Source organism: Persicimonas caeni (assembly GCF_006517175.1).
GTDB classification, from domain to species: domain Bacteria; phylum Myxococcota_A; class Bradymonadia; order Bradymonadales; family Bradymonadaceae; genus Persicimonas; species Persicimonas caeni.
Genome location: NZ_CP041186.1, coordinates 4,336,046 through 4,355,565 on the forward strand (window position 1 = coordinate 4,336,046; position 19,520 = coordinate 4,355,565).

Annotated in this window: 14 protein-coding genes and 2 pseudogenes; 10 read left to right on the forward strand and 6 right to left on the reverse strand. The window is 60.7% G+C overall.

Features of this window, described 5'->3' with window-relative positions:
• Nucleotides 1-68 precede the first annotated feature (68 nt).
• The 7 genes from FIV42_RS15940 (at nucleotide 69) to FIV42_RS15970 (ending at nucleotide 14,739) form a co-directional block, all read left to right on the forward strand.
• Nucleotides 69-5,177, forward strand: coding sequence for an RHS repeat-associated core domain-containing protein (locus tag FIV42_RS15940; RefSeq protein ID WP_141198648.1), 5,109 nt, complete (start codon nucleotides 69-71; stop codon nucleotides 5,175-5,177).
• A 20-nt stretch (nucleotides 5,178-5,197) separates the two neighbouring features.
• The gene (locus FIV42_RS15945) at nucleotides 5,198-5,551 is read left to right on the forward strand and encodes a hypothetical protein (RefSeq protein WP_141198649.1); all 354 of its coding nucleotides are present in this window, start codon (nucleotides 5,198-5,200) and stop codon (nucleotides 5,549-5,551) included.
• A 283-nt stretch (nucleotides 5,552-5,834) separates the two neighbouring features.
• Nucleotides 5,835-8,891, forward strand: a complete 3,057-nt coding sequence (locus FIV42_RS15950) for an RHS repeat-associated core domain-containing protein (RefSeq protein WP_141198650.1) — start codon at nucleotides 5,835-5,837, stop codon at nucleotides 8,889-8,891.
• 24 nt (nucleotides 8,892-8,915) lie between these two features.
• Nucleotides 8,916-9,434 (forward strand): hypothetical protein, encoded by a 519-nt coding sequence (locus FIV42_RS15955; protein WP_141198651.1) that lies wholly within the window; start codon nucleotides 8,916-8,918, stop codon nucleotides 9,432-9,434.
• Nucleotides 9,435-10,184: 750 nt separating this feature from the next.
• Nucleotides 10,185-10,637 carry a hypothetical protein gene (locus FIV42_RS15960; protein ID WP_141198652.1) on the forward strand — a complete coding sequence of 151 codons (453 nt, stop codon included), beginning with the start codon at nucleotides 10,185-10,187 and terminating at the stop codon, nucleotides 10,635-10,637.
• A gap of 154 nt (nucleotides 10,638-10,791) precedes the next feature.
• Nucleotides 10,792-14,028, forward strand: coding sequence for an RHS repeat-associated core domain-containing protein (locus FIV42_RS15965; protein ID WP_141198653.1), 3,237 nt, complete (start codon nucleotides 10,792-10,794; stop codon nucleotides 14,026-14,028).
• Nucleotides 14,029-14,031: 3 nt separating this feature from the next.
• Nucleotides 14,032-14,739 (forward strand): hypothetical protein, encoded by a 708-nt coding sequence (locus tag FIV42_RS15970; protein WP_141198654.1) that lies wholly within the window; start codon nucleotides 14,032-14,034, stop codon nucleotides 14,737-14,739.
• A gap of 371 nt (nucleotides 14,740-15,110) precedes the next feature.
• Here FIV42_RS15970 and FIV42_RS30185 read toward each other — a convergent pair whose 3' ends face one another.
• Both FIV42_RS30185 and FIV42_RS15975 read right to left on the reverse strand, forming a co-directional pair.
• Complete coding sequence (locus FIV42_RS30185) at nucleotides 15,111-15,284, reverse strand: hypothetical protein (RefSeq protein WP_168210695.1); 174 nt, start codon at nucleotides 15,282-15,284, stop codon at nucleotides 15,111-15,113.
• Nucleotides 15,281-15,562, reverse strand: a pseudogene (locus FIV42_RS15975) (ATP-binding protein); the annotation flags it as partial. The pseudogene FIV42_RS15975 and the gene FIV42_RS30185, both read right to left, overlap by 4 nt.
• 206 nt (nucleotides 15,563-15,768) lie before the next feature.
• Here FIV42_RS15975 and FIV42_RS15980 point away from each other — a divergent pair.
• The 3 genes and pseudogenes from FIV42_RS15980 to FIV42_RS31445 form a co-directional block, all read left to right on the forward strand.
• Nucleotides 15,769-15,963 carry a hypothetical protein gene (locus FIV42_RS15980; RefSeq protein WP_141198656.1) on the forward strand — a complete coding sequence of 65 codons (195 nt, stop codon included), beginning with the start codon at nucleotides 15,769-15,771 and terminating at the stop codon, nucleotides 15,961-15,963.
• Between the two features lie 58 nt (nucleotides 15,964-16,021).
• Nucleotides 16,022-16,882, forward strand: a complete 861-nt coding sequence (locus tag FIV42_RS15985) for a choice-of-anchor D domain-containing protein (RefSeq protein ID WP_141198657.1) — start codon at nucleotides 16,022-16,024, stop codon at nucleotides 16,880-16,882.
• Nucleotides 16,883-16,999, forward strand: a pseudogene (locus FIV42_RS31445) (hypothetical protein); the annotation flags it as partial.
• Between the two features lie 59 nt (nucleotides 17,000-17,058).
• Here the strand turns inward: FIV42_RS31445 and FIV42_RS30920 are convergent.
• The 4 genes from FIV42_RS30920 to FIV42_RS16005 all read right to left on the reverse strand — a co-directional run bounded on the left by FIV42_RS30920 (nucleotide 17,059) and on the right by FIV42_RS16005 (nucleotide 19,432).
• Nucleotides 17,059-17,394 (reverse strand): hypothetical protein, encoded by a 336-nt coding sequence (locus FIV42_RS30920; RefSeq protein ID WP_246099059.1) that lies wholly within the window; start codon nucleotides 17,392-17,394, stop codon nucleotides 17,059-17,061.
• Complete coding sequence (locus FIV42_RS15995; protein ID WP_141198659.1) at nucleotides 17,391-17,573, reverse strand: hypothetical protein; 183 nt, start codon at nucleotides 17,571-17,573, stop codon at nucleotides 17,391-17,393. The genes FIV42_RS30920 and FIV42_RS15995 overlap by 4 nt, the downstream gene beginning before the upstream one ends.
• A 41-nt stretch (nucleotides 17,574-17,614) precedes the next feature.
• Nucleotides 17,615-18,697 carry a hypothetical protein gene (locus FIV42_RS16000; protein WP_141198660.1) on the reverse strand — a complete coding sequence of 361 codons (1,083 nt, stop codon included), beginning with the start codon at nucleotides 18,695-18,697 and terminating at the stop codon, nucleotides 17,615-17,617.
• Between the two features lie 63 nt (nucleotides 18,698-18,760).
• Nucleotides 18,761-19,432 carry a hypothetical protein gene (locus FIV42_RS16005; RefSeq protein WP_141198661.1) on the reverse strand — a complete coding sequence of 224 codons (672 nt, stop codon included), beginning with the start codon at nucleotides 19,430-19,432 and terminating at the stop codon, nucleotides 18,761-18,763.
• Between the last annotated feature and the right edge of the window lie 88 nt (nucleotides 19,433-19,520).

Sequence of the window (19,520 nt, forward strand, 5' to 3'; positions counted from 1 at the left end):
TCAAAACGCAAAGCGCCCCGAGCTGATCATCAGATTGGTTCGGGGCGCTTTGCGTTCCCCCAAGCCCAGTGCGCGGCGAGTCGTTTGCGTCGGTCGATCAGGAAGAATTCTCGCCGCCGCTCGAGAGCCGCCACTGGTTTATGCTCGGCGGGGTGTGGGATGCCTCCGGCGACTGGGTGCTGCCCGATTTTAGCGGCGAGTGGTGGCAGCATGCGGACACGGCCAATCACCCAAACCAACTCCTTGGCGACTGGGCCTATCGGGGTGACAGCGACGATCCCATCAATGACCCGGGCCAGACCCTCCAGGAGAAGCTCGATGGGCTTGCGGTCGAGAAGCGCCGCGAGGTCCTGCGCGCCCTGCGCGGTCGCAAGCTTCGAAGTGAGTCGTACGCGCTCGACGGATCGTCACGGCAGGACAAGCCGTTCACGGTCAGCGAGTCGATCCACTCATTTCGCGACCTGAGCGCGGAGGCGCTTTCGGGCGAGGACCACGGCATCTTCTTTGCCTACTCGGTCGCCTCGCGCACCACCAACTGGGACCGCGGCGACGACCCGGCGACCTCCTTCGAGTGGTCGGAGGATTACGACCAGTACGGCCAGCTCCGAAAGACGACCTCGATCGCGTGCCCCCGAGGCTTCACCCGCCCCGATGTCGTCTCATCCGAGCCGTTTCTATCGACCCACGGCACCACCAGCTTCATCTACCGCGACGTCGACGGCGGCCAGTACATGGTCGACCGCACCGAAGAATCAGAAGCGTTCGAGATTGTCGACAGTGGCCAAAGCACGCTCATCGGCCTCAAGCAGTCAGTCGACGACGGCTCGGCTACGAAAGAGATCCAGGCCCACGCGATCACCTACTACGACGGCCCGGCCTTCGAGGGCCTGGCCAAAGGTGAGATCGGCGCCTACGGCATGCCCGTACGCTCCGAGTCGCTGGTGATGACCGACGCCATCCTCGCCGAAGCCTATCCGGCCGGCGAAGGCGGATCTCCGGCCTACCTCGACGCCGACTCGCCGACCTGGCCCTCCGAGTATCCCGCCGAGTTCAAGAATCGCATCGACGCGATGGACGGCCGCGCAGGGTACCGCTACGACAGCACGACCGGGCGCTATTACGCGCCCTCGGGCGGCAAGAAGTACGACTTTCAGGCAGGCGCCGGCGCCAAAGGCCTGCCGGTCGAGATGAAAAACCCGGTCGGCCACACCACCAGCGTCACCTACGATGGCTACGACCTGCTGCCGACCCAGGTCGACGCGACCATCTCGACCACCAACACCACGCTGACAACCTCGGCGACCTACGACTACCGGCTCTTCAAGCCCGTCGAGGTCACCGACACCAACGGCAACCGCACCAAGGTCGCCTACTCGCCGCTGGGGCTCGTCGAGAAGACGGCGGTAATGGGCAAGTCGACCGAAACCGTCGGCGATACGCTCGACGTGCCCGGCAAGAAGTTTGTCTACGATCTGACGTTTACGCCCGCGACCGAAACAGAGCCCGCCAGGCCGGTCTCAGTCAAGACCATCGTGCGCGAGTACCACGTCAATCCATCGGTATCCTGGGTGACCGGCGACGAGACGATCGAGTCGATCGAGTACTCCGACGGCTTCGGACGCGTGGTGCAAACCCGCGCCCAGGCAGAAGAGCTCGACTACGAGCGCGCCGGCGAAGCCGGTGTCGACAGCGCTGGATTGCCGCCCGAGCACGGCGGCGGCGTCCAAAATGCCATCCCCACGAGCGACCCGAACCGGGTGCGCGTGTCGGGCTGGCAGCGCTACAACAACAAAGGCAAAGTCGTCCAAAAGTGGGAGCCGTTCTTCTCGTCGGGCTTTGCCTTCGGCAACGTCACCCAGGCCCAGGCCGGAAAGTCAGTGAAGGTGCGCTTCGATGCGCGCGGCCGCCAGGTCCAAACGATCCGCCCCGACGGGGCCAAGACGCTGGTGGTCTTCGGCGACGTGCCCGATGTGGCCGACCCGACCTCCTTCGAGCCGACGCCCTGGAAGACCTACTCGTGGGACGCCAACGACTACGACTACGAGGTCGACGACGACGGCAACAGGACCGCGATCGTCGGCGGCGCCGAGGCGCACTGGGATACGCCCACCTCGGCGCTGGTCGACGCGCTGGGGCGCACGATCGAGACGGTCGAGCGCCTCGAGGGCGGCGAGCAGCTCGTCACCCAGACGACCTACGACATCCGCGGCAACGTCCTCACCGTCGTCGACCCCAAAGGACGCACGGCCGCCACGCAATTCTACGACCTCGCCGACCGCAAACTCAGAAACGAGAGCATCGACGCGGGCACGTCCACAGCAGTCTTCGACGCCGTGGGCACGCCCATCGAAGCACGCGACGAGCGCGGCGCGCTGACGCTCACTGCCGCCGACGAGATGCTTCGCACCACCCACCAGTGGGGCCGCGATTCGGCTTCGGAGACCGTGCGCCTGGGCGGCCGCACCATCTTCGGCCACGAGATGGCCAACCCGACGGCGACCAACCACCTCGGAAAGCCCTACCAGCACTACGACGAAGCGGGCGTGGTCACGCTCGAGGCATACGACTTCAAGGGAAACGCGCTCGAGAACACCCGAGAGGTCATCGACCCGGGGCTGATGATCGGCGCCGTCGACGACGCCTCGAGCGCCAACGGCTACGTCGTCGATACGTTTCGAGTCGACTGGACCGGCGACCTCGCCACCCGAAAGGGCGAGCTCGTCGATATTGACAACAGCCCCTATCGCACCGCCTACAAGTCGAAGTCCATCTTCGATGCGCTCAACCGCCCAGTGCAGATGACCTTGCCGGCCGACCAGGAAGACGCCGACACTTACGGCTACGGCAAGACGATCACGCCCCAATTCAACCGCGCCGGCGCCCTGCAGTCAGTCCAGATGTCGGGCACCGAAACTCCGTCGGTCGACTACATCGCCTACAACGCCAAGGGCCAGCGCATCCTGGCGGCCTTCGGAAACGGCGTGATGACCCGCTACGCCTACGACCCCAACGTCTTTCGCCTCAAACGCCTGCGAAGCGAGAAGTACGCTGCGACCTCGACGCCCGAGAGCGGCTACTTGCTGCCGAGCACTGGCAAAAAATACCAGGACATCGTCTACAGCTACGACGCCGTCGGCAACATCCTGGCGACCGATGAGCGGGTCGCTGAGATCGGCATCGCCGGCACCGACACGATGGTGCGAGGTTTCGAGTACGACGCCCTCTACCGCCTCATCGAAGCGACGGGCCGCGAGAGCGACGTCCTCAAGACTGACCCCTGGCAGGATCAACTGACCGCCAAGTCCAACGCGGGCTACAACGACTCGCCGCAGATCACGCGCGCCTACACCGAAACCTACGCCTACGACGACGTCGGCGGGCTGAGCCTGCTCACTCATCAATACGGCGCAGGCTCCCAGTGGACGCGCGACTACACCACCGAGACCGGCTCGAACCGCATGACCGGCATGACCTCGGGCGCAAACGCCTACACCTACACCTACGACAGCGTCGGAAACCTGGTCCAAGAAAACACCGAGCGCCACTTCGAGTGGGACTTCGCAGGAAGGATGCGCGCCTTTCGAAACCAGGTCACCGGCAGCGCGCCGACGATCTTTGCCCACTACAGCTACGACGCAGGCGGCGAGCGCGTCCAGAAAGTGGTGTGCCGCGGCGCGAAGACCACCCGCACGGTCTATATCGGCGGCGTCTTCGAGCACCAGCAGGTCATCGAGAACGACTCTGTGACCACCGAAAACCAGACGCTCCACCTGATGGACGACGCCAAGCGCGTCGCCACCCACCGCGCCGGCCCCGAACTCGACGGCGCCGACCGCGCGAAAACCCGCTACCACCTGGGCGACCACCTGCAGTCGAGCAACGTGGTGCTTCGGCAGGTGCCCGACTCGAGCGGCAAACTCTTCGTCAACCGCGAGGAGTACCGCCCCTACGGCGAGACCGCCTTTGGCAGCTTCGAGTACAAGCGTTACCGGTTTACCGGCAAGGAGAAGGATGAGGAGAGCGGGCTTCACTACCACTCGGCAAGGTATTATGCGCCGTGGATGGCGCGTTGGACGGCGACCGATCCGTTGGGGATGGTCGATGGTCCGAACCTGTACGTTTACGTTCGCGGCAACCCGCTGCGCCTAATCGACCCGAATGGCACTGCTTCTGGAGATGCACCAAAATCCGATGACGTGACGATGGTCGACTTTTCTGATTCAAGCACGGCATCCCAGACCCGGCCGAATACAAAGGAGGAGGATACATTACTGATAGCCCAAAGTAGAGTTGCTGATGCGTTCGGGACTGCGAAAGGAGAAACAACGAAGCCGCTGCAACCTCCGAGGAAGAACGATGCTTCAAGTCCTGATAAAGACCAAGCAACTGGTAAGGCAAGTTCCGCTCATTCCGCATTCGTTGGTGACAGTGTAGGGCGTGCGGGAATCAAAGAGGCGTTCTACGGCACGGCAATGATCTGGACGTGCGGACTCTTTGAGATGTGCGCGACGGACGTGAAGAGAGGAAAGAGACGGAGTCAATACCAAGATCAAGTGGCTGAAGGTGCCGCGAAACAATTCATCAACCGCGCATACGATGTCGTAAACCCGCCCCTTTTGAGAAAGTCTGATGGCCAAACAGCGCCAAGAGATGCCTATGAGTACGATAACGAGGCGCAACAGACAGGCGGAACTCTTTCAGGTGCTGCTGCCGGCATTGGAGGCCTGATCTTTCCTTCCTGGGCCTATTTTAGTTACGGAAGGCTAGGACCGAGTGTCCTAAACAAGGGAAAGAAATACGGCCCTCATTCAAAGCCGGGTCCTCTCGGAGCCGGGCCTAGTTCTAAAGCAGCGACTTTCCGCAGCCATACTTATACCGAGAAGATTCTAGCAGAACCCACAGTGTTCTACCGTGTGTACGGAGGAAAGGCAGGGGAAATCGGAGCGTACTGGACGCGTGTTAAGCCACAAGGCCCCCTACAATCACAGCTAGATTTAGCGTTGCTTCCGGAATGGGGTAATACAGTGACAGATGTAGCACGTATCCGAGTACCTGCCGGTACTAAGATTTTTGAAGGTGCTGCAGCGCCTCAAATATCTGATTCCGGCCTTCCCATCCTTCACGGGGGGGGGAATCAAGTACTAATCTTGAATGTGGACGTGAACTGGCTTTTCTAAGAATGTCGACAGGAGGTCAAATGGATGATCAAAATTACGCTCGGCTGCGGTCGAGCCTGCTAAGAGAGGGCGCTGTTTTTGGAGTTATCCTCCCCGATGGTTGGTTTGGGCGGCCCTATGACAACATGCTAAAATGCACTGGACTACGACGAGCTAACGATTTCGTCGAAATTTCCCTTAATGATTGGGTTGAGGTGAGAATTGAGGGCAAGGCAGAGGTTCAACTTACACGTGGAGATGGCCATTCCGGCAATCAGTTGGAGATAGGCGGATTTGAAAACGCTAAGTTCTCTTATGTTCCAATTGGGGCTACTACACCAGTAAACGAAGTCTATGACAGCGGACAAGTGGTGCTCGTAGATTTGAGCAGCTAGTACACGATTTCGCAAATGCCGATCGGTTTCGGCGGCACAGCGCAACGATCTCGTCGTCGGCCTTCCCTCGACGATGCGCTGCGACGAATGGGAAGCTCATTCCTCCAACGAAGCCGATTCCACGCAGGCAACCACGCCTTGCTGCGGCTCATCACGTCGCGCATCAACTGAGACATCGAGCGCCCCGAGTTGATCATCAGATCGGTTCGGGGCGTTTTGCGCTCGACGAGTCTCAGCGTTTCGGGCAACGGTCGTCGGTAGCCGCGACATCGGCGCCTACGGCATGCCCGTGCGCTCCGAGCCGCCGCGTGGGACGCTAACGACTACGACTACGAGGTCGACGACGACGGCAACAGGACCGCGACCGTCGGCGGCGCCGAGGCGCACTGGGATACGCCCACCTCGGCTCTGGTCGAAACGCCTCGAGGGCGGCGAGCAGCTCGTCACCCAGACGACCTACGACATCCGCGGCAACGTCCTCACCGTCGTCGACCCCAAAGGCCGCACGGCCGCCACGCAATTCTACGACCTGGCCGACCGTAAACTCAGAAACGAGAGCATCGATGCGGGCACCTCGATCGCAGTCTTCGACGCCGTCGGCACGCCCATCGAAGCTCGCGACGAGCGCGGCGCGCTGACGCTCACGGCCGCCGACGAGATGCTTCGCACCACCCACCAGTGGGGCCGCGATTCGGCTTCGGAGCCGGTGCGTCTGGTCGGCCGCACCATCTTCGGCCACGAGATGGCCAACCCGACGGCGACCAACCACCTCGGAAAGCCCTACCAGCACTACGACGAAGCGGGCGTGGTCACGCTCGAGGCATACGACTTCAAGGGCAACGCGCTCGAGAACACCCGAGAGGTCATCGACCCGGGGCTGATGATCGGCGCCGTCGACGACGCCTCGAGCGCCAATGGCTACGTCGTCGATACGTTTCGCGTGGACTGGACGCCGGCGCCCGGCGAGACGCTCGAGGATCGCCAGGGCGAACTGATCGGCTCTAGCTCGTATCGGACGTCGTACAAGAGCAAGTCGGTGTTCGACGCGCTCAACCGCCCAGTGCAGATGACGCTGCCGGCCGACCAGGAAGATGCCGATACCTACGGCTACGGCAAGACGATCACGCCCCAATTCAACCGCGCCGGCGCCCTGCAGTCAGTCCAGATGTCGGGCACCCAAACCCCGTCGGTCGACTACATCGCCTACAACGCCAAGGGCCAGCGCATCCTGGCGGCCTTCGGAAACGGCGTGATGACCCGCTACGCCTACGACCCCAACGTCTTTCGCCTCAAGCGGCTGCGCAGCGAGAAGTACGCTGCGACCTCGACGCCCGAGAGCGGCTACTTGCTGCCGAGCACGGGCAAAAAATACCAGGACATCGTCTACAGCTACGACGCCGTCGGCAACATCCTGTCGACCGACGAGCGGGTCACCGACGTCGGTGTGGGCGGGACCGACACGATGGTGCGGGGTTTCGAATACGACGCCCTCTACCGCCTCATCGAAGCGACCGGCCGCGAGAGCGACGTCCTCAAGACCGACCCCTGGCAGGACCAACTCACCGCCAAGTCCAACGCCGGCTACACCGACTCGCCGCAGAATACCCGCGACTACACCGAAACCTACGCCTACGACAACGTCGGCGGGCTGAGCCTGCTCACCCACCAATACGGCGCAGGCTCGCAGTGGACGCGCAACTACACCATCGAGACCGGCTCGAACCGCATGACCGGCATGACCGCCGGTGGCAACGCCTACACCTACGCCTACGACAGCGTCGGCAACCTGGTCCAAGAAAACACCGAGCGCCACTTCGAGTGGGATTTTGGCGGTCGCATGCGCTCCTTTCGAAACCAGATAACCGGCAGCGCGCCCTCGGTCTTTGCCCACTACAGCTACGACGCAGGCGGCGAGCGCGTCCAGAAAGTGGTGTGCCGCGGCGCGAAGACCACCCGCACGGTCTACATCGGAGGCGTCTTCGAGCACCAGCAGGTCATCGAGAACGAGTCTGTGACCACCGAAAACCAGACGCTCCACCTGATGGACGACGCCAAGCGCGTGGCCACCTACCGCGCCGGCCCCGAGCTCGACGGCGCCGACCGCGCGAGGACCCGCTACCACCTGGGAGACCACCTGCAGTCGAGCAACGTGGTGCTTCGGCAGGTGCCCGACTCGAGCGGCAAACTCTTCGTCAACCGCGAGGAGTACCGCCCCTACGGCGAGACCGCCTTTGGCAGCTTCGAGTACAAGCGCTACCGGTTTACCGGCAAGGAGAAGGACGAGGAGAGCGGGCTGCACTACCACTCGGCGCGGTACTATGCGCCGTGGCTGGCGCGGTGGACGGCGACCGATCCGCTAGGGATGGTCGATGGGCCGAACTTGTATGCTTATGTGAGTGGAAATCCGGTGAAGTTGGTGGATCCAAGCGGAACAGCCAAAAATGGTGGCGACCAAGAGAGCGCTGTTGTTTCTTCTCAGGACGTTTGTCAGGCCAAGTATAGACCGGGTCTTCAAAAAGTCGCAGATGATTCAAAGATGCCGGAGGATGCGAGAGGCAAAGCCCGAGAGATCATCAACATGTGCCAGACGCTCGAAACGCACGCAAAAAACATGGCGGAGTTCGACCGTGGCGGGACGTCCACAATATCAACGGGGCGCAGCGCCAGCGACTCATCAGTACAGACTATACCTATTGATGATCCGGTTTACGCTGCAAAAAGGAGAGCTAAGCGGAACGCTCAGGATATTGAGCGGCTGAAAGGCGCTGGAAAGCAAGCAATGCAGGAAATGCGGGGACATCCATTTGTGATGATTGAAGAGGCGGCGGTTCCCGAAATAGCCACTGCTCGAGATGAAGCGTTTGCCCTTGAGAACGAATATCAGGTTGAAGGAGCTGAAGGCTATAGTACCATTACCAGTCTATGGGCAATCAAGGGTGGCCTGAAAGTTCTGAAAAAAAAATCGGGACTCAGTAATTCAGCCTTGCGTCGTTCACTGAAAGGCAAGGCAAAGCATGCTAAATGGGCGAAGTCGAACCAAGATGTGAAGGGGCCGGGCCTAAACGACCACTACAGAAACCATGCCGCTCCGGACGATATCGATGTCCAAACGAAAACCGAGTACGACTTAAGTGCACGTATTACTATCCACAAGGGATGGAAGTTCTTTTACAAGGACAAGCGGACAGGTAAGCCGCGCGTAGGGTATTACGATCCTGATACACAGTATTTCACCGCCACGTCTGAAAAAGGGGGCAACGTGACCATTCATACTCACTTTAAAGAAGAACGCGGGTGGAGCCATATCAAACACAATTCGCGTGGATTCTACACGAAATAAGCTCAAATTATGATGAGGACCGCTATGTTCAAAGAAAAGAAAGAGCAATTGCAGAAGCTGTTGGGTTCGGTGGAAGCAGGTAGGGACATCGCGCCCAAAAGCGTTGGATTCCTCGCAACTCTATCCGCCGAGGTCGACCATTGGATGAGACCAACAGAAATAGAACGTGGTGACTTTCATCAGCGCGTACAAACAGCGCTTGCGACCTTAACGGCAGACAAGTACATCGATCGCGCTATTGGGCGTGCAACTCGACTGCTGGAAAGCGAGCACCTGAGTCATGAGGAAGACAGCCAACTCGCTTACTTGTTTGAACAAGTTGGTGCGCTGCTATTTTTTCAGGTTGAGCTAGATGAGGCGCGGCGGGTTGAACTGCTGGATGCTTTGGGTGAGTTTCTCAAGAACCGTCGCCGACGGGGCGAATTCAAAGCAACGTTTTTGGATACTTACAGGAACAGGATGTCTCAGGTCGCTCAGCTACCCATAATGTCAACCGCGATTCACATGTTGGAGCTGGAGCACCTTTTGGAAAATGACACATGATGCTTTGGTGGGCTGTATACACGATACTGGCCACTACGCGCCCCGCGACGTATGGGAAGTACATTCCCCGACGAAGCCCATTCCACGCGGGTGAGCGCGGCTCGGGGTGGTTCACCACATTGCAGGTCATCTAAGACGTCGAGCGCCCCGAGTTGATTATCAGATCAGCTCGGGGCGTTTTGCGTGCGGCGAGCCTCATTATTGGGTGCACGGTAAGGGGAGTACATTCTCCGACGAAGCGCATTCTATGCGGTCATGCGACGTTGTTGGTGAGCGCAGCCGCTACCGCCCGGTGTCGGACACCGTGTTGCAGGGCCTCGTGATCGTCTGGCAGGCTCGCGCAGCCTTGTTTGGCTGTGAAATTCGTGGCTATGATTCTTTGGCTGGCCCAAGGCACTGCGCCGCAGAATCACTTCCTGGCATCGCAGCCCAGACATATTCGGGAGTCTGTGAGGTTCACGAGACTTACTGCGCGCGCGAAGAACAGTGACGTGCCCTACGCTCTTCTTCTACGTATAGAACCCTGCTCAGCGGCAGCCGAGAAGCACGAGGAGTGGGCGACCTGAGGACGGTATCTGAAGATGGAAGAATTCTACGACTCGAAGCGGGCAACTCACGCCCAGGAGGACGCGCTTCTAGCAGCCGCTGAGTGAGGAACAGAAGTCAGCCTGCGCAGAGCGAGTTTACACAATTGGTCGGACTTGACCGCCCTTTGTTGCGTATCCAATAACTTACTCAGGACTTACAGTTGTGGCTCTCGTCATTTATGCCGAATATATCCCAGGCAAATACAAGTACCAGTTGCTGGATTTGACTGGGGAGGGGTTTCGTGGCTCAGTAATACCCGTCGAGCTTGAGGTGGACGCTGAGAGAAGAGGCGAACTCTTTGAGCTTCTGAGTCATATAGCCGAAGAATACGACTCAGAACTCTACGCATATGAAACACATACCCGAGGAGGAGGGGCGGCGAAGGAACGGGCTATGGCGTATCAAATTGCCGTAGATGTATTGGAAGAAGATGACCAACCTTCAGACTTATGCTTCGCTGGAGCTGCCGAGTTGAAGCACTGCTGGGTATTTGTATTTGAGGCGAGCCCCAGCTCGCACAATAGCATAGGAATATTGGTAGACAAGCAATCTGGAAAGGCATTCTTCCGGCGTTATGTAGACGTCAGAGACTTGCTAGACGATCAGGAACAGTAACTTCCACCGTCAATACCATCCTCGAAGAATCCCACGGTAAGGGAAGGGATTTTCCCGACGACGGATGGGGCCGACTCGGCGCGCTGCGCGCGCCATGGGAGGGAGGCGGGCGCTTCTCTAGCATTCAGGCTTTCCGTCCACCGGGACAAGCCCGGTGGGGCGGTGGGGGCCCGGGGCGCCGTGGGAGGCTTCGACACGCGGCCGCCAGGTCCAGACGATCCGCCCCGACGGGGCCAAGACGCTGGTGGTCTTCGGCGAGGTGCCCGATGTGGCCGACCCGACCTTCTTCGATCCGACGCCCTGGAAGACCTACTCGTGGGACGCCAACGACTACGACTACGAGGTCGACGACGACGGAAACAGGACCGCGATCGTCGGCGGCGCCGAGGCTCACTGGGATACGCCGACGAGCGCGGTGGTCGACGCGCTGGGGCGCACGATCAAAACCGTCGAGCGCCTCGAGACTGGTGAGCAACTCGTCACCCGGACGACCTACGACATCCGCGGCAACGTCCTCACCGTCGTCGATCCCAAGGGACGCACGGCCGCCACGCAATTCTACGACCTCGCCGACCGCAAACTCAGAAACGAGAGCATCGACGCGGGCACCTCGATCGCGGTCTTCGACGCCGTCGGCACGCCCATCGAAGCGCGCGACGAAAGAGGCGCGCTGACGCTCACCTCCGCCGACGAGATGCTTCGCACCACCCACCAGTGGGGGCGCGACTCTTCGAGCGAGTCGGTGCGTCTGGTCGGCCGCACCATCTTCGGCCACGAGATGGCCAACCCGACCACGACCAACCACCTCGGAAAGCCCTACCAGCACTACGACGAAGCGGGCGTGGTCACCCTCGAGGCATACGACTTCAAAGGAAACGCGCTGGCAAACACCCGTGAGGTGATCGACCCGGGCCTGATGATCGGCGCCGTCGACGACGCCGACAGCGCCAACGGCTACGTCGTCGATACGTTTCGAGTGGACTGGACCGGCGACCTCGCCACCCGAAAGGGCGAGCTCGTCGATATTGACAACAGCCCCTATCGCACCGCCTACAAGTCGAAGTCGGTGTTCGACGCGCTCAACCGCCCAGTGCAGATGACCTTGCCGGCCGACCAGGAAGACGCCGACACTTACGGCTACGGCAAGACCATCACGCCCCAGTTCAACCGCGCAGGTGCCCTGCAGTCAGTCCAGATGTCGGGCACGAACACGCCGTCGGTCGACTACATCGCCTATAATGCGAAAGGACAACGGATTTTGGCGGCGATTGGAAACGGCGTGATGACCCGCTACGCCTACGACCCCAACGTCTTTCGCCTCAAGCGGCTGCGCAGCGAAAAGTACCACCCGGACTCGACGCCCGAGACAGGCTACACGCTTCCGACCGATGGCAGCGGCAAGAAGTACCAGGACATCGTCTACAGCTACGACGCCGTCGGAAACATCCTGTCGACCGACGAGCGGGTCTCTGAGATCGGCATCGCCGGCACCGACACGATGGTGCGGGATTTCGCCTACGACGCGCTCTACCGGCTCATCGAAGCCACCGGCCGCGAGAGCGACGTCCTCAAGACCGACCCCTGGCAGGACCAACTCACCGCCAAATCCAACGCCGGCTACACCGACAGCCCGCAGGACACCCGCGCCTACACCGAAACCTACGCCTACGACGACGTCGGCGGGCTGAGCCTGCTCACCCACCAATACGGCGCAGGCTCGCAGTGGACGCGCAACTACACCACCGAGACCGGCTCGAACCGCATGACCGGCATGACCGCCGGTGGCAACGCCTACACCTACGCCTACGACAGCGTCGGCAACCTGGTCCAAGAAAACACCGAGCGCCACTTCGAGTGGGATTTTGGCGGTCGCATGCGCTCCTTTCGAAACCAGATAACCGGCAGCGCGCCCTCGGTCTTTGCCCACTACAGCTACGACGCAGGCGGCGAGCGCGTCCAGAAAGTGGTGTGCCGCGGCGCGAAGACCACCCGCACGGTCTACATCGGAGGCGTCTTCGAGCACCAGCAGGTCATCGAAAACGAGTCTGTGACCACCGAAAACCAGACGCTCCACCTGATGGACGACGCCAAGCGCGTGGCCACCTACCGCGCCGGCCCCGAGCTCGACGGCGCCGACCGCGCGAGGACCCGCTACCACCTGGGAGACCACCTGCAGTCGAGCAACGTGGTGCTGCGGCAGGTGCCGGAGAACGGGACGCTATTCGTCAACCGGGAGGAGTACCGGCCCTACGGTGAGACCGCCTTTGGAAGCTTCGAGTACAAGCGCTACCGGTTTACCGGCAAGGAGAAGGACGAGGAGAGTGGGCTGCACTACCACTCGGCGCGGTACTATGCGCCGTGGATGGCGAGGTGGACGGCGCCGGATCCGCTGGGGATGGTGGATGGGCCGAATTTGTACAGGTATGTGAGTGGGAATCCTATCAGACTTACAGATCTTGCTGGAACAAAACCTAATGTCGATGGAGGGGGCGGCTCGGGAGACTCTCAAAAGGCAACGGAATCCGATGTTCAAATGTCGGTTCCGGAAGAGAAGAATGCCTGTGAACTAGATTACTGCCCTGGAACCGTGGAGTCGACGGAAGGTGCAGGGGAAAAGCGCTCCTCGCCTCGTGCTCCGAAGTATATAGACAACTCCGTCACCTGGGCCCTTCCGTTGGTAGGCCCAGCTGTGGACGCAAGAAACAACTTCGTGGCAGCCGGGGCTGCCGCTCGCCGTCACGATGCCGAAGAGATGGCAGTACAATTTTCGCTCTATACATCGAACGTAGCGTTTGCAATCTTGGATTTTATTTCTGTGGGTACGGCAACCGCAGGAAGGACAGCGGTCAAAGGTGGTGGGAAAGCAGCCACTCGTAATGCCGTTGCGAAGGGCGGGAACGGCGCGGGAAATGTGATGATGCGTGCCGAGGCCCGGAATGTTGGCCGTGCCGCAGTTCAGGAGAGAATAACTCAGCGCGTTGACTCGAATTCAGGCTTTAAGATCACAAACACTGTAGAGGTGAGGATCGATTCTGGCGAGATGGTAACCAACGACAATCTCGCACCAATGACAAACAAGAAACACCCGTACAACGAGTCACGAGTGCAGGATCGTGTAAGAGAATGGGAGAAGCACAAAGCTCGACAAGAAGCCACGAAGAAACAGCTTAAAAACGAGACAATGGCTCCATCTGCGAGTCCGGTCTGGAGGTCACTTGATAATCACAATGCCGGAGTTAGAACTGACGGAAATTATCTTTACACTTGGGATGGTTTGCACGGAGAAATTGAAATTTTCAACATGCGAGGAGAGCATCTAGGTGCGATGGATGCCGTCACTGGGGCACAGATTCAAGGCCCAGTGGGTGGTCGTCGGATCAATGACTATTGAAATATGGAAAAGATTTTAGAAACACCTAATGAGATTGAGTCGTGGCTATCTTTTGTGATTTTTCAGCCGCAGGTCCAGCCACAGGCGAAGCTGCTCGCCGCCATTATTGCGCACGAAGCCAAATTGGGAGCATATCGTGGTATTCCAGAACCTTCGAGCGAACTTTCAGAGCGCTCCCAAGTAGCAACAAAAGCGGAGCTCGATGCACTTAGCCGCCAATCACTAGTTTGTTCGGTTCCGACATCTATCTTAGTGAGACTTACCAATGAAAGTAGTGATGTCATCCAGTCTTTTCTAGGAAGATTGAGTTCTTGCGGATGGCTGTACAATGTCGTGTATCGTGCGGCACCTCTTGGTGAAAAGTGGACTGTGGCCGTACTCAGACCCATCTGGGACTTTGCTCAGCTGTGGCGAGACCTTCCACAACAGCTTGAGACCTCGACTGAAGCACTCATCGTGGCTGAAGTAGCGAGGAAATGCGAAGCTTTAAACGCTAAGTCCGCTCACTATTCGGAAAAGAGCTGGTTTGAGTCGACGTGCTTGGGTGAAGAGGTTACACGCGAGACATGCAGTGAGCTTGGTGAGAGAGGCCTCTTAAGCTTGGAAGTGACAGAAACTCAGCATCTGCGTTTCGAGTTACTGGGTCTTCACACTTGGCAGTCGAACCAAAGGAAGCGAGGCGCTACAGAGTTTTTGAGTCCTTTCCGATAGCTCCAGTTTGGCGGCTAAATCAGCGCAATTGTTGAAGTGCGTATGAGAAGCACGTTCCCTGACACAGCCTCCCTACGAAGTCCATTCTAGACGGGTGAGTGTGGCTTGCGCGGGCTCACCAAATTGCACGTCAACTAAGACATCGAGCCGCCCCGACCTGATTATCAGATCGGCTCGGGGCGGTTTGCATTCGACGAGTTTCAGCATTTCGGGCAACAGCCGCCCGTAATCGCGCCGTTGGCATTGGAGCCTGATGCATACCTATTTGCTGCTGTTAGTGATCCTCAGAAAGCGCGTAAATATGGACAGGTCGAGTGGACAGCTCGACCACCGAGACCAGCGCGCGTGGCTGGCCTCGGCAGCGTGAGGTGTCAAAATGGGATGTCGTCGTGCCAGTCCTGGTCGGCCTCGATCTCCCACGGATGATAGGTCCTGCGAAGGGCCTGCTGCCACTCGATGAGCGCGTCGACGAGCCAGTCGACGAGCTCGATGAGCATGCTCGCCTGAGGCCCAGAAAGGTGGGGCGGCACCGGGATCTTGTTCACTGGTCGTTCTCCTCGTCGTCTTTGCGCCGCTCCTGGCGCTCCATTGCCTCCTTTTTTCGCCACGAGTCGCCCTCGACTTTGAGGATATCGGCGCGGTGGCACAGTCGGTCGACCAGCGCGACGGTGCAGGTCGCGTTGGGGAAGACGGTCGTCCAGTTTTTGAAGGCCAGGTTGGTGGTCAGCGCCACCGACTTTTGGGCTTTGTAGCGCCGGTTGACGACCTCGAAGAGCAGGTCGGCAGCCTTGCTGTCGTAGGACAGGTACCCCACCTCGTCGATGCGGTAAGGGAAGTACATTCCCCGACGAAGCCCATTGCACGCGGGTGAGCGCGGCTCGGGGTGGTTCACCACATTGCAGGTCATCTAAGACGACGAGCGCCCCGAGTTGATCATCAGATCAGCTCGGGGCGTTTTGCGTGCGGCGAGCCTCATCATTGGGGGCGAATGTCCCCTGCACGCGTGATATCCCCGCTCGGGCGGTCGAGATGAAAAACCCGGTCGGCCACACCACGAGCGTCACCTACGACTTGCTGCCCACCAAGACCGACGCGTCCCTCTCGACCACCAATACTACGCTGATGACTTCAGCGACCTACGGCTACCGGCTCTTCAAGCCCCTCGAGTTCACCGACACCAACGGTGAAGCTCACGTCCCCGGAGACCTTGCGGAGCCTCATTAACTCGAGCATAGTATGCTTGATCACGATTTTTCCCATTGGTGCAATCACTTGAGTTTACATGGACCGTAAAGCTTCTTTTATTTTCGTCTCATTTGTATCCCTGATGTGTGTCGCTACAGGCTGTAGTAATTCTTCGTCTGGCTCCGGTAGTGGCGCTGACGCGGGAGATGCATCGGACGCCGAAACAACACGAGACTCTGCATACCCCGCCGATGCGCCCCAACTCGAAGCACCGCAACAAGTTGCGATGCCTGCAGTGAATTACGATGAGACGGCGGAGGCGTCCTTCGACCTCCAGAATGTCGGAGGGGACACGCTCATCATCAGCAAGATTGTACTGTTCGAGGAACACGGCGGCGAGTTTGATTCGTATGTCGAATTCACTCCGGGTGACGGTTTTACAAGCAGCGATATTCTGCTCGAGCCCGATCAGAGCCACACGGTCAGCGTCGGATACACGCCGAGAGATGACATAGACGATCGGGCGATGGTCCAAGTGACGAGTAACGATCCCGTGCATCCCTTCTATGAAATCGCTGTCGAGGGTCCGCCGATCGCACCTGAAATCGCCGTCACCCCGACGACGGTCAAGTTTGGACGAGTACCGGCACCGGGCGATACCACAGACGAGTTCCTGAGTGTCAGCAACACCGGGTCGTTCCCCCTGTGGATCAGCGACATTTACGTCTCTGGTAGTAGCCGTTTCCACCTCTCCTACCCCGATCCGAACAACCCGGGAAGCCAAAATGACAGCGACAATTGGACTGAATACCTCTCCCCCGGTGAGAGCTTCGACGTACGGATCACGTTCGAACCTGAAGACAATCAGCCCGAAACCGGCGAACTCGTCATCGAAAGCGACGACCCGGATGAAGAGCAAGTGGTCGTCGATCTGCGGGCCAATTCGGATGGAAGCTAAGTGGTAACGACCCGCCGTGCATACGGGTGTGCCCACCGCCGCTTTTTGAAGCTGAGCACCGGGTCCGGCCACTTCTGCGCCGCGACCACCTCCGGCCGCGTGGAGTGCTGGGGGGACAACTACCACGGTGAAGCGGACTCGCCGTCCCCCCTGACGCTCGAGTCGCGCGCGTCGAGCTACAGCCTGACCAGGTCGACCCACACCGCCAACTGGCCACGCGCTTCGGCGGCGGCGATCGCGCAGATCGCCGCCTCGATGCCGTCGGCCTCGGTGGTGTCGACGCGTGCGCCCGTCGGCAGGTGGACGAAGTGCCACTCGCCCAGCTCGGTGGTGACCCAGTCGGCAGTGCGGGCGAGATAGGCGTGCAACTGCGCGGGGGTGACCATCCGGGCGTGCTCGGCGACGATGTCGCCGCGCTTGAGCAGCTCGAGGCGCGCCAGCGTCTCGGGCATCGTCTGCCGGACGAGCTCGAGCTGACGGCGAAGCTCGGCGGCCGGTGTATCGTCGCTCATGACTCTTCCTCCTCGGCCGGTTTGATAGTGAAGCCGTAGCGCAGGTTCTGGCGCAGGGGGCGGTCGGCGCGAATCGCGTCGACCACCTCGCAGGCCTTCTCCCAGGTGGGGCGGACCGTGACCTGTTCGGTCTGTCCGGTCAGCGTGTCCTCTTCGATTACTTCGTACTGCGTACTCACTGCTATCTCGTGTGCTTGCTTTGGTGTGGGGAGCTTCGTGCTCAGAAGTCGACAACGCCGCTGTCGCCGGAGAGGTACGGATTCCAAAAGGCGTGGGTGCCGCGGTCGATCCAGGTGGCATGGTGCTCGCCGATGACCACCCGCTTGGGGCGCTCGTCGAGCAGGGCGACGGCTTGGTCGATGGCGCGGCGAAGCTCGCGGCGAGCGGCCTTCAGCGCCTTGTCGGCGGTGCCGCCGACGCTGGCCTGGGTGGGGACTTCGAGCCCCTCGGCGTCCAGAAACTCTCGGACCTTGGCGTCGTAGCGCGACTGCAGACGGGCGTACTCCACGCAGGCGGCGTGCACCTGGGGCGCTTCGGTCAGGTCGACCGTGCCGGCAGGGTCGGCCTCGATGGGAGTGACCTGCATGTCGACGAACGCCCAGAAGCGGCGCTCGCGCATGAGCATGCGCTCGATGAGCGCGTCGTCGCGCTCGAAGATCCAGGTGTGGATCTCGCCTGCGTCGAGCAGCCAATCGACCAGGGCGGCGTCGACCTCGGCCGGGTCGGCCTGGGGCATGCTGCTGCCCAGGCGGTCGCGCAGGCCGGGCAGCAGCGCGCGGTCGACCGGGCAGATGAATTGGCGCAGCCGCACCCGGCGAGCGCCGGTGACGAAGAGTTGGTGTTGGCACTGCACGTAGTGCGCCGTGGGGACCGACTTCCACGCCTGGGAGGTCGTCTTGTACGCCTCGATGACGTCCGCGGCGGGGTCGTAGGCGCCGATATTGGTGATCGCGCGGCTCCAGCGCGTCGACTGGAGGATGCCCAGCTCGGCGCCGGGCACGAGGTCGATGTCGTCTTCGGCCTCGCACCAGCGGCGAAGGTGCGGCGTGAACCAGCGGCCGAAGTCGGCGTAGTCGTCGAGCCAGGGTTGTCGGCGCGGCTCCTCGCCGAGCTTGGTGCGCCAGATGTCCTCGGCGCTCGCGTGCGCCGAAAGCCCGAGGATGGCGGGCACGTCCGAGGAGCCGACGCCCCGGGCGCGAAGCGCGTGCCACTGCTCGGAGTAGCGCGGGGCGGTACTCATGGTGCGGCAGTCGCGAGGGGGAAGCGGGCGGCTCTCGAAAGGGGTTGCTGTCGCGGTGGTCATGGGTCTGTCCTGTGTGTCTGGTTGATGGTTATGAATCTTCGGTTCGATGGTGTGTTGGGGGGCTCAGGCGACGGCGTCGAGCGTCGCCACCGCGTCCATCACCTTGGTCAACAGTTCGTCGTCGCTCGAGGCCGACAGACGCTGGTACCAGGCGAGCATGCGGGCACGACTGATCTCGGAGATGTCGTCGACCTCCTCCATGTCGGCCATCCACTGGCCGAAGAGGCCGACCTGTTCGTCGCTCAGCCCGAGGTCATGCAGCCGCTCGATGATGGCGCTTGCCGGCGCGGCCGGAGCGACCTCAAGCAGGTGAATGTGATGGTTCGTCGACCGCGTCGGCTCGGCTGCGGCGTCGTCGGCCGAGCCGAGCATGAACTGGGCGCTCAGTGCGGCCTCGACGGCCTGATCGGCGGCCATCTGAATGCCCTCCTCGTCGTGGTGGATCGACTCGCCCGACCAGACCTGGGTGAGTGACTCGCCGCTGTCGCAGTCGACGTAGACAACCTCGAGCTCGACCAGGTGGCGCAGCTCGGGCAGACCGTCCATCGTCTCGGTGTCGGTCTCCTCGCGGGAGACTAGGGTCAGCGACGGGAGCCACTCGACCCGATGGCGCACCAGTTCGCGGCGCACGGCGTCGTAGAGGCTGGCGTCGCTTCGGGCCGCGTCGGGCGCGGAGGGCTCGAGCCGGGCGATGGACTGGCGGATGGCGTTGAGCTTCGATGCGATGTGCTTCATGGGGGACTCCTTTGGAGTGCTTCACGGTTGTCGCTTGGTGCTCCCGAAAATTCGGGAGCGATGGCTGTTTTGGGCGTGATCGGGGCCG

Excerpts from the sequence above, each read along its gene's own strand:
- FIV42_RS15945 (WP_141198649.1), top strand. The coding sequence starts at position 5,198 with ATGGATGATCAAAATTACGCTCGGCTGCGGTCGAGCCTGCTAAGAGAG.
- FIV42_RS15950 (WP_141198650.1), top strand. The coding sequence starts at position 5,835 with ATGCCCGTGCGCTCCGAGCCGCCGCGTGGGACGCTAACGACTACGACT.
- FIV42_RS15955 (WP_141198651.1), top strand. The coding sequence starts at position 8,916 with ATGTTCAAAGAAAAGAAAGAGCAATTGCAGAAGCTGTTGGGTTCGGTG.
- FIV42_RS15970 (WP_141198654.1), top strand. The coding sequence starts at position 14,032 with ATGGAAAAGATTTTAGAAACACCTAATGAGATTGAGTCGTGGCTATCT.
- FIV42_RS15980 (WP_141198656.1), top strand. The coding sequence starts at position 15,769 with ATGAAAAACCCGGTCGGCCACACCACGAGCGTCACCTACGACTTGCTG.
- FIV42_RS15985 (WP_141198657.1), top strand. The coding sequence starts at position 16,022 with ATGGACCGTAAAGCTTCTTTTATTTTCGTCTCATTTGTATCCCTGATG.
- FIV42_RS30920 (WP_246099059.1), bottom strand. The coding sequence starts at position 17,394 with ATGAGCGACGATACACCGGCCGCCGAGCTTCGCCGTCAGCTCGAGCTC.
- FIV42_RS16000 (WP_141198660.1), bottom strand. The coding sequence starts at position 18,697 with ATGACCACCGCGACAGCAACCCCTTTCGAGAGCCGCCCGCTTCCCCCT.
- FIV42_RS16005 (WP_141198661.1), bottom strand. The coding sequence starts at position 19,432 with ATGAAGCACATCGCATCGAAGCTCAACGCCATCCGCCAGTCCATCGCC.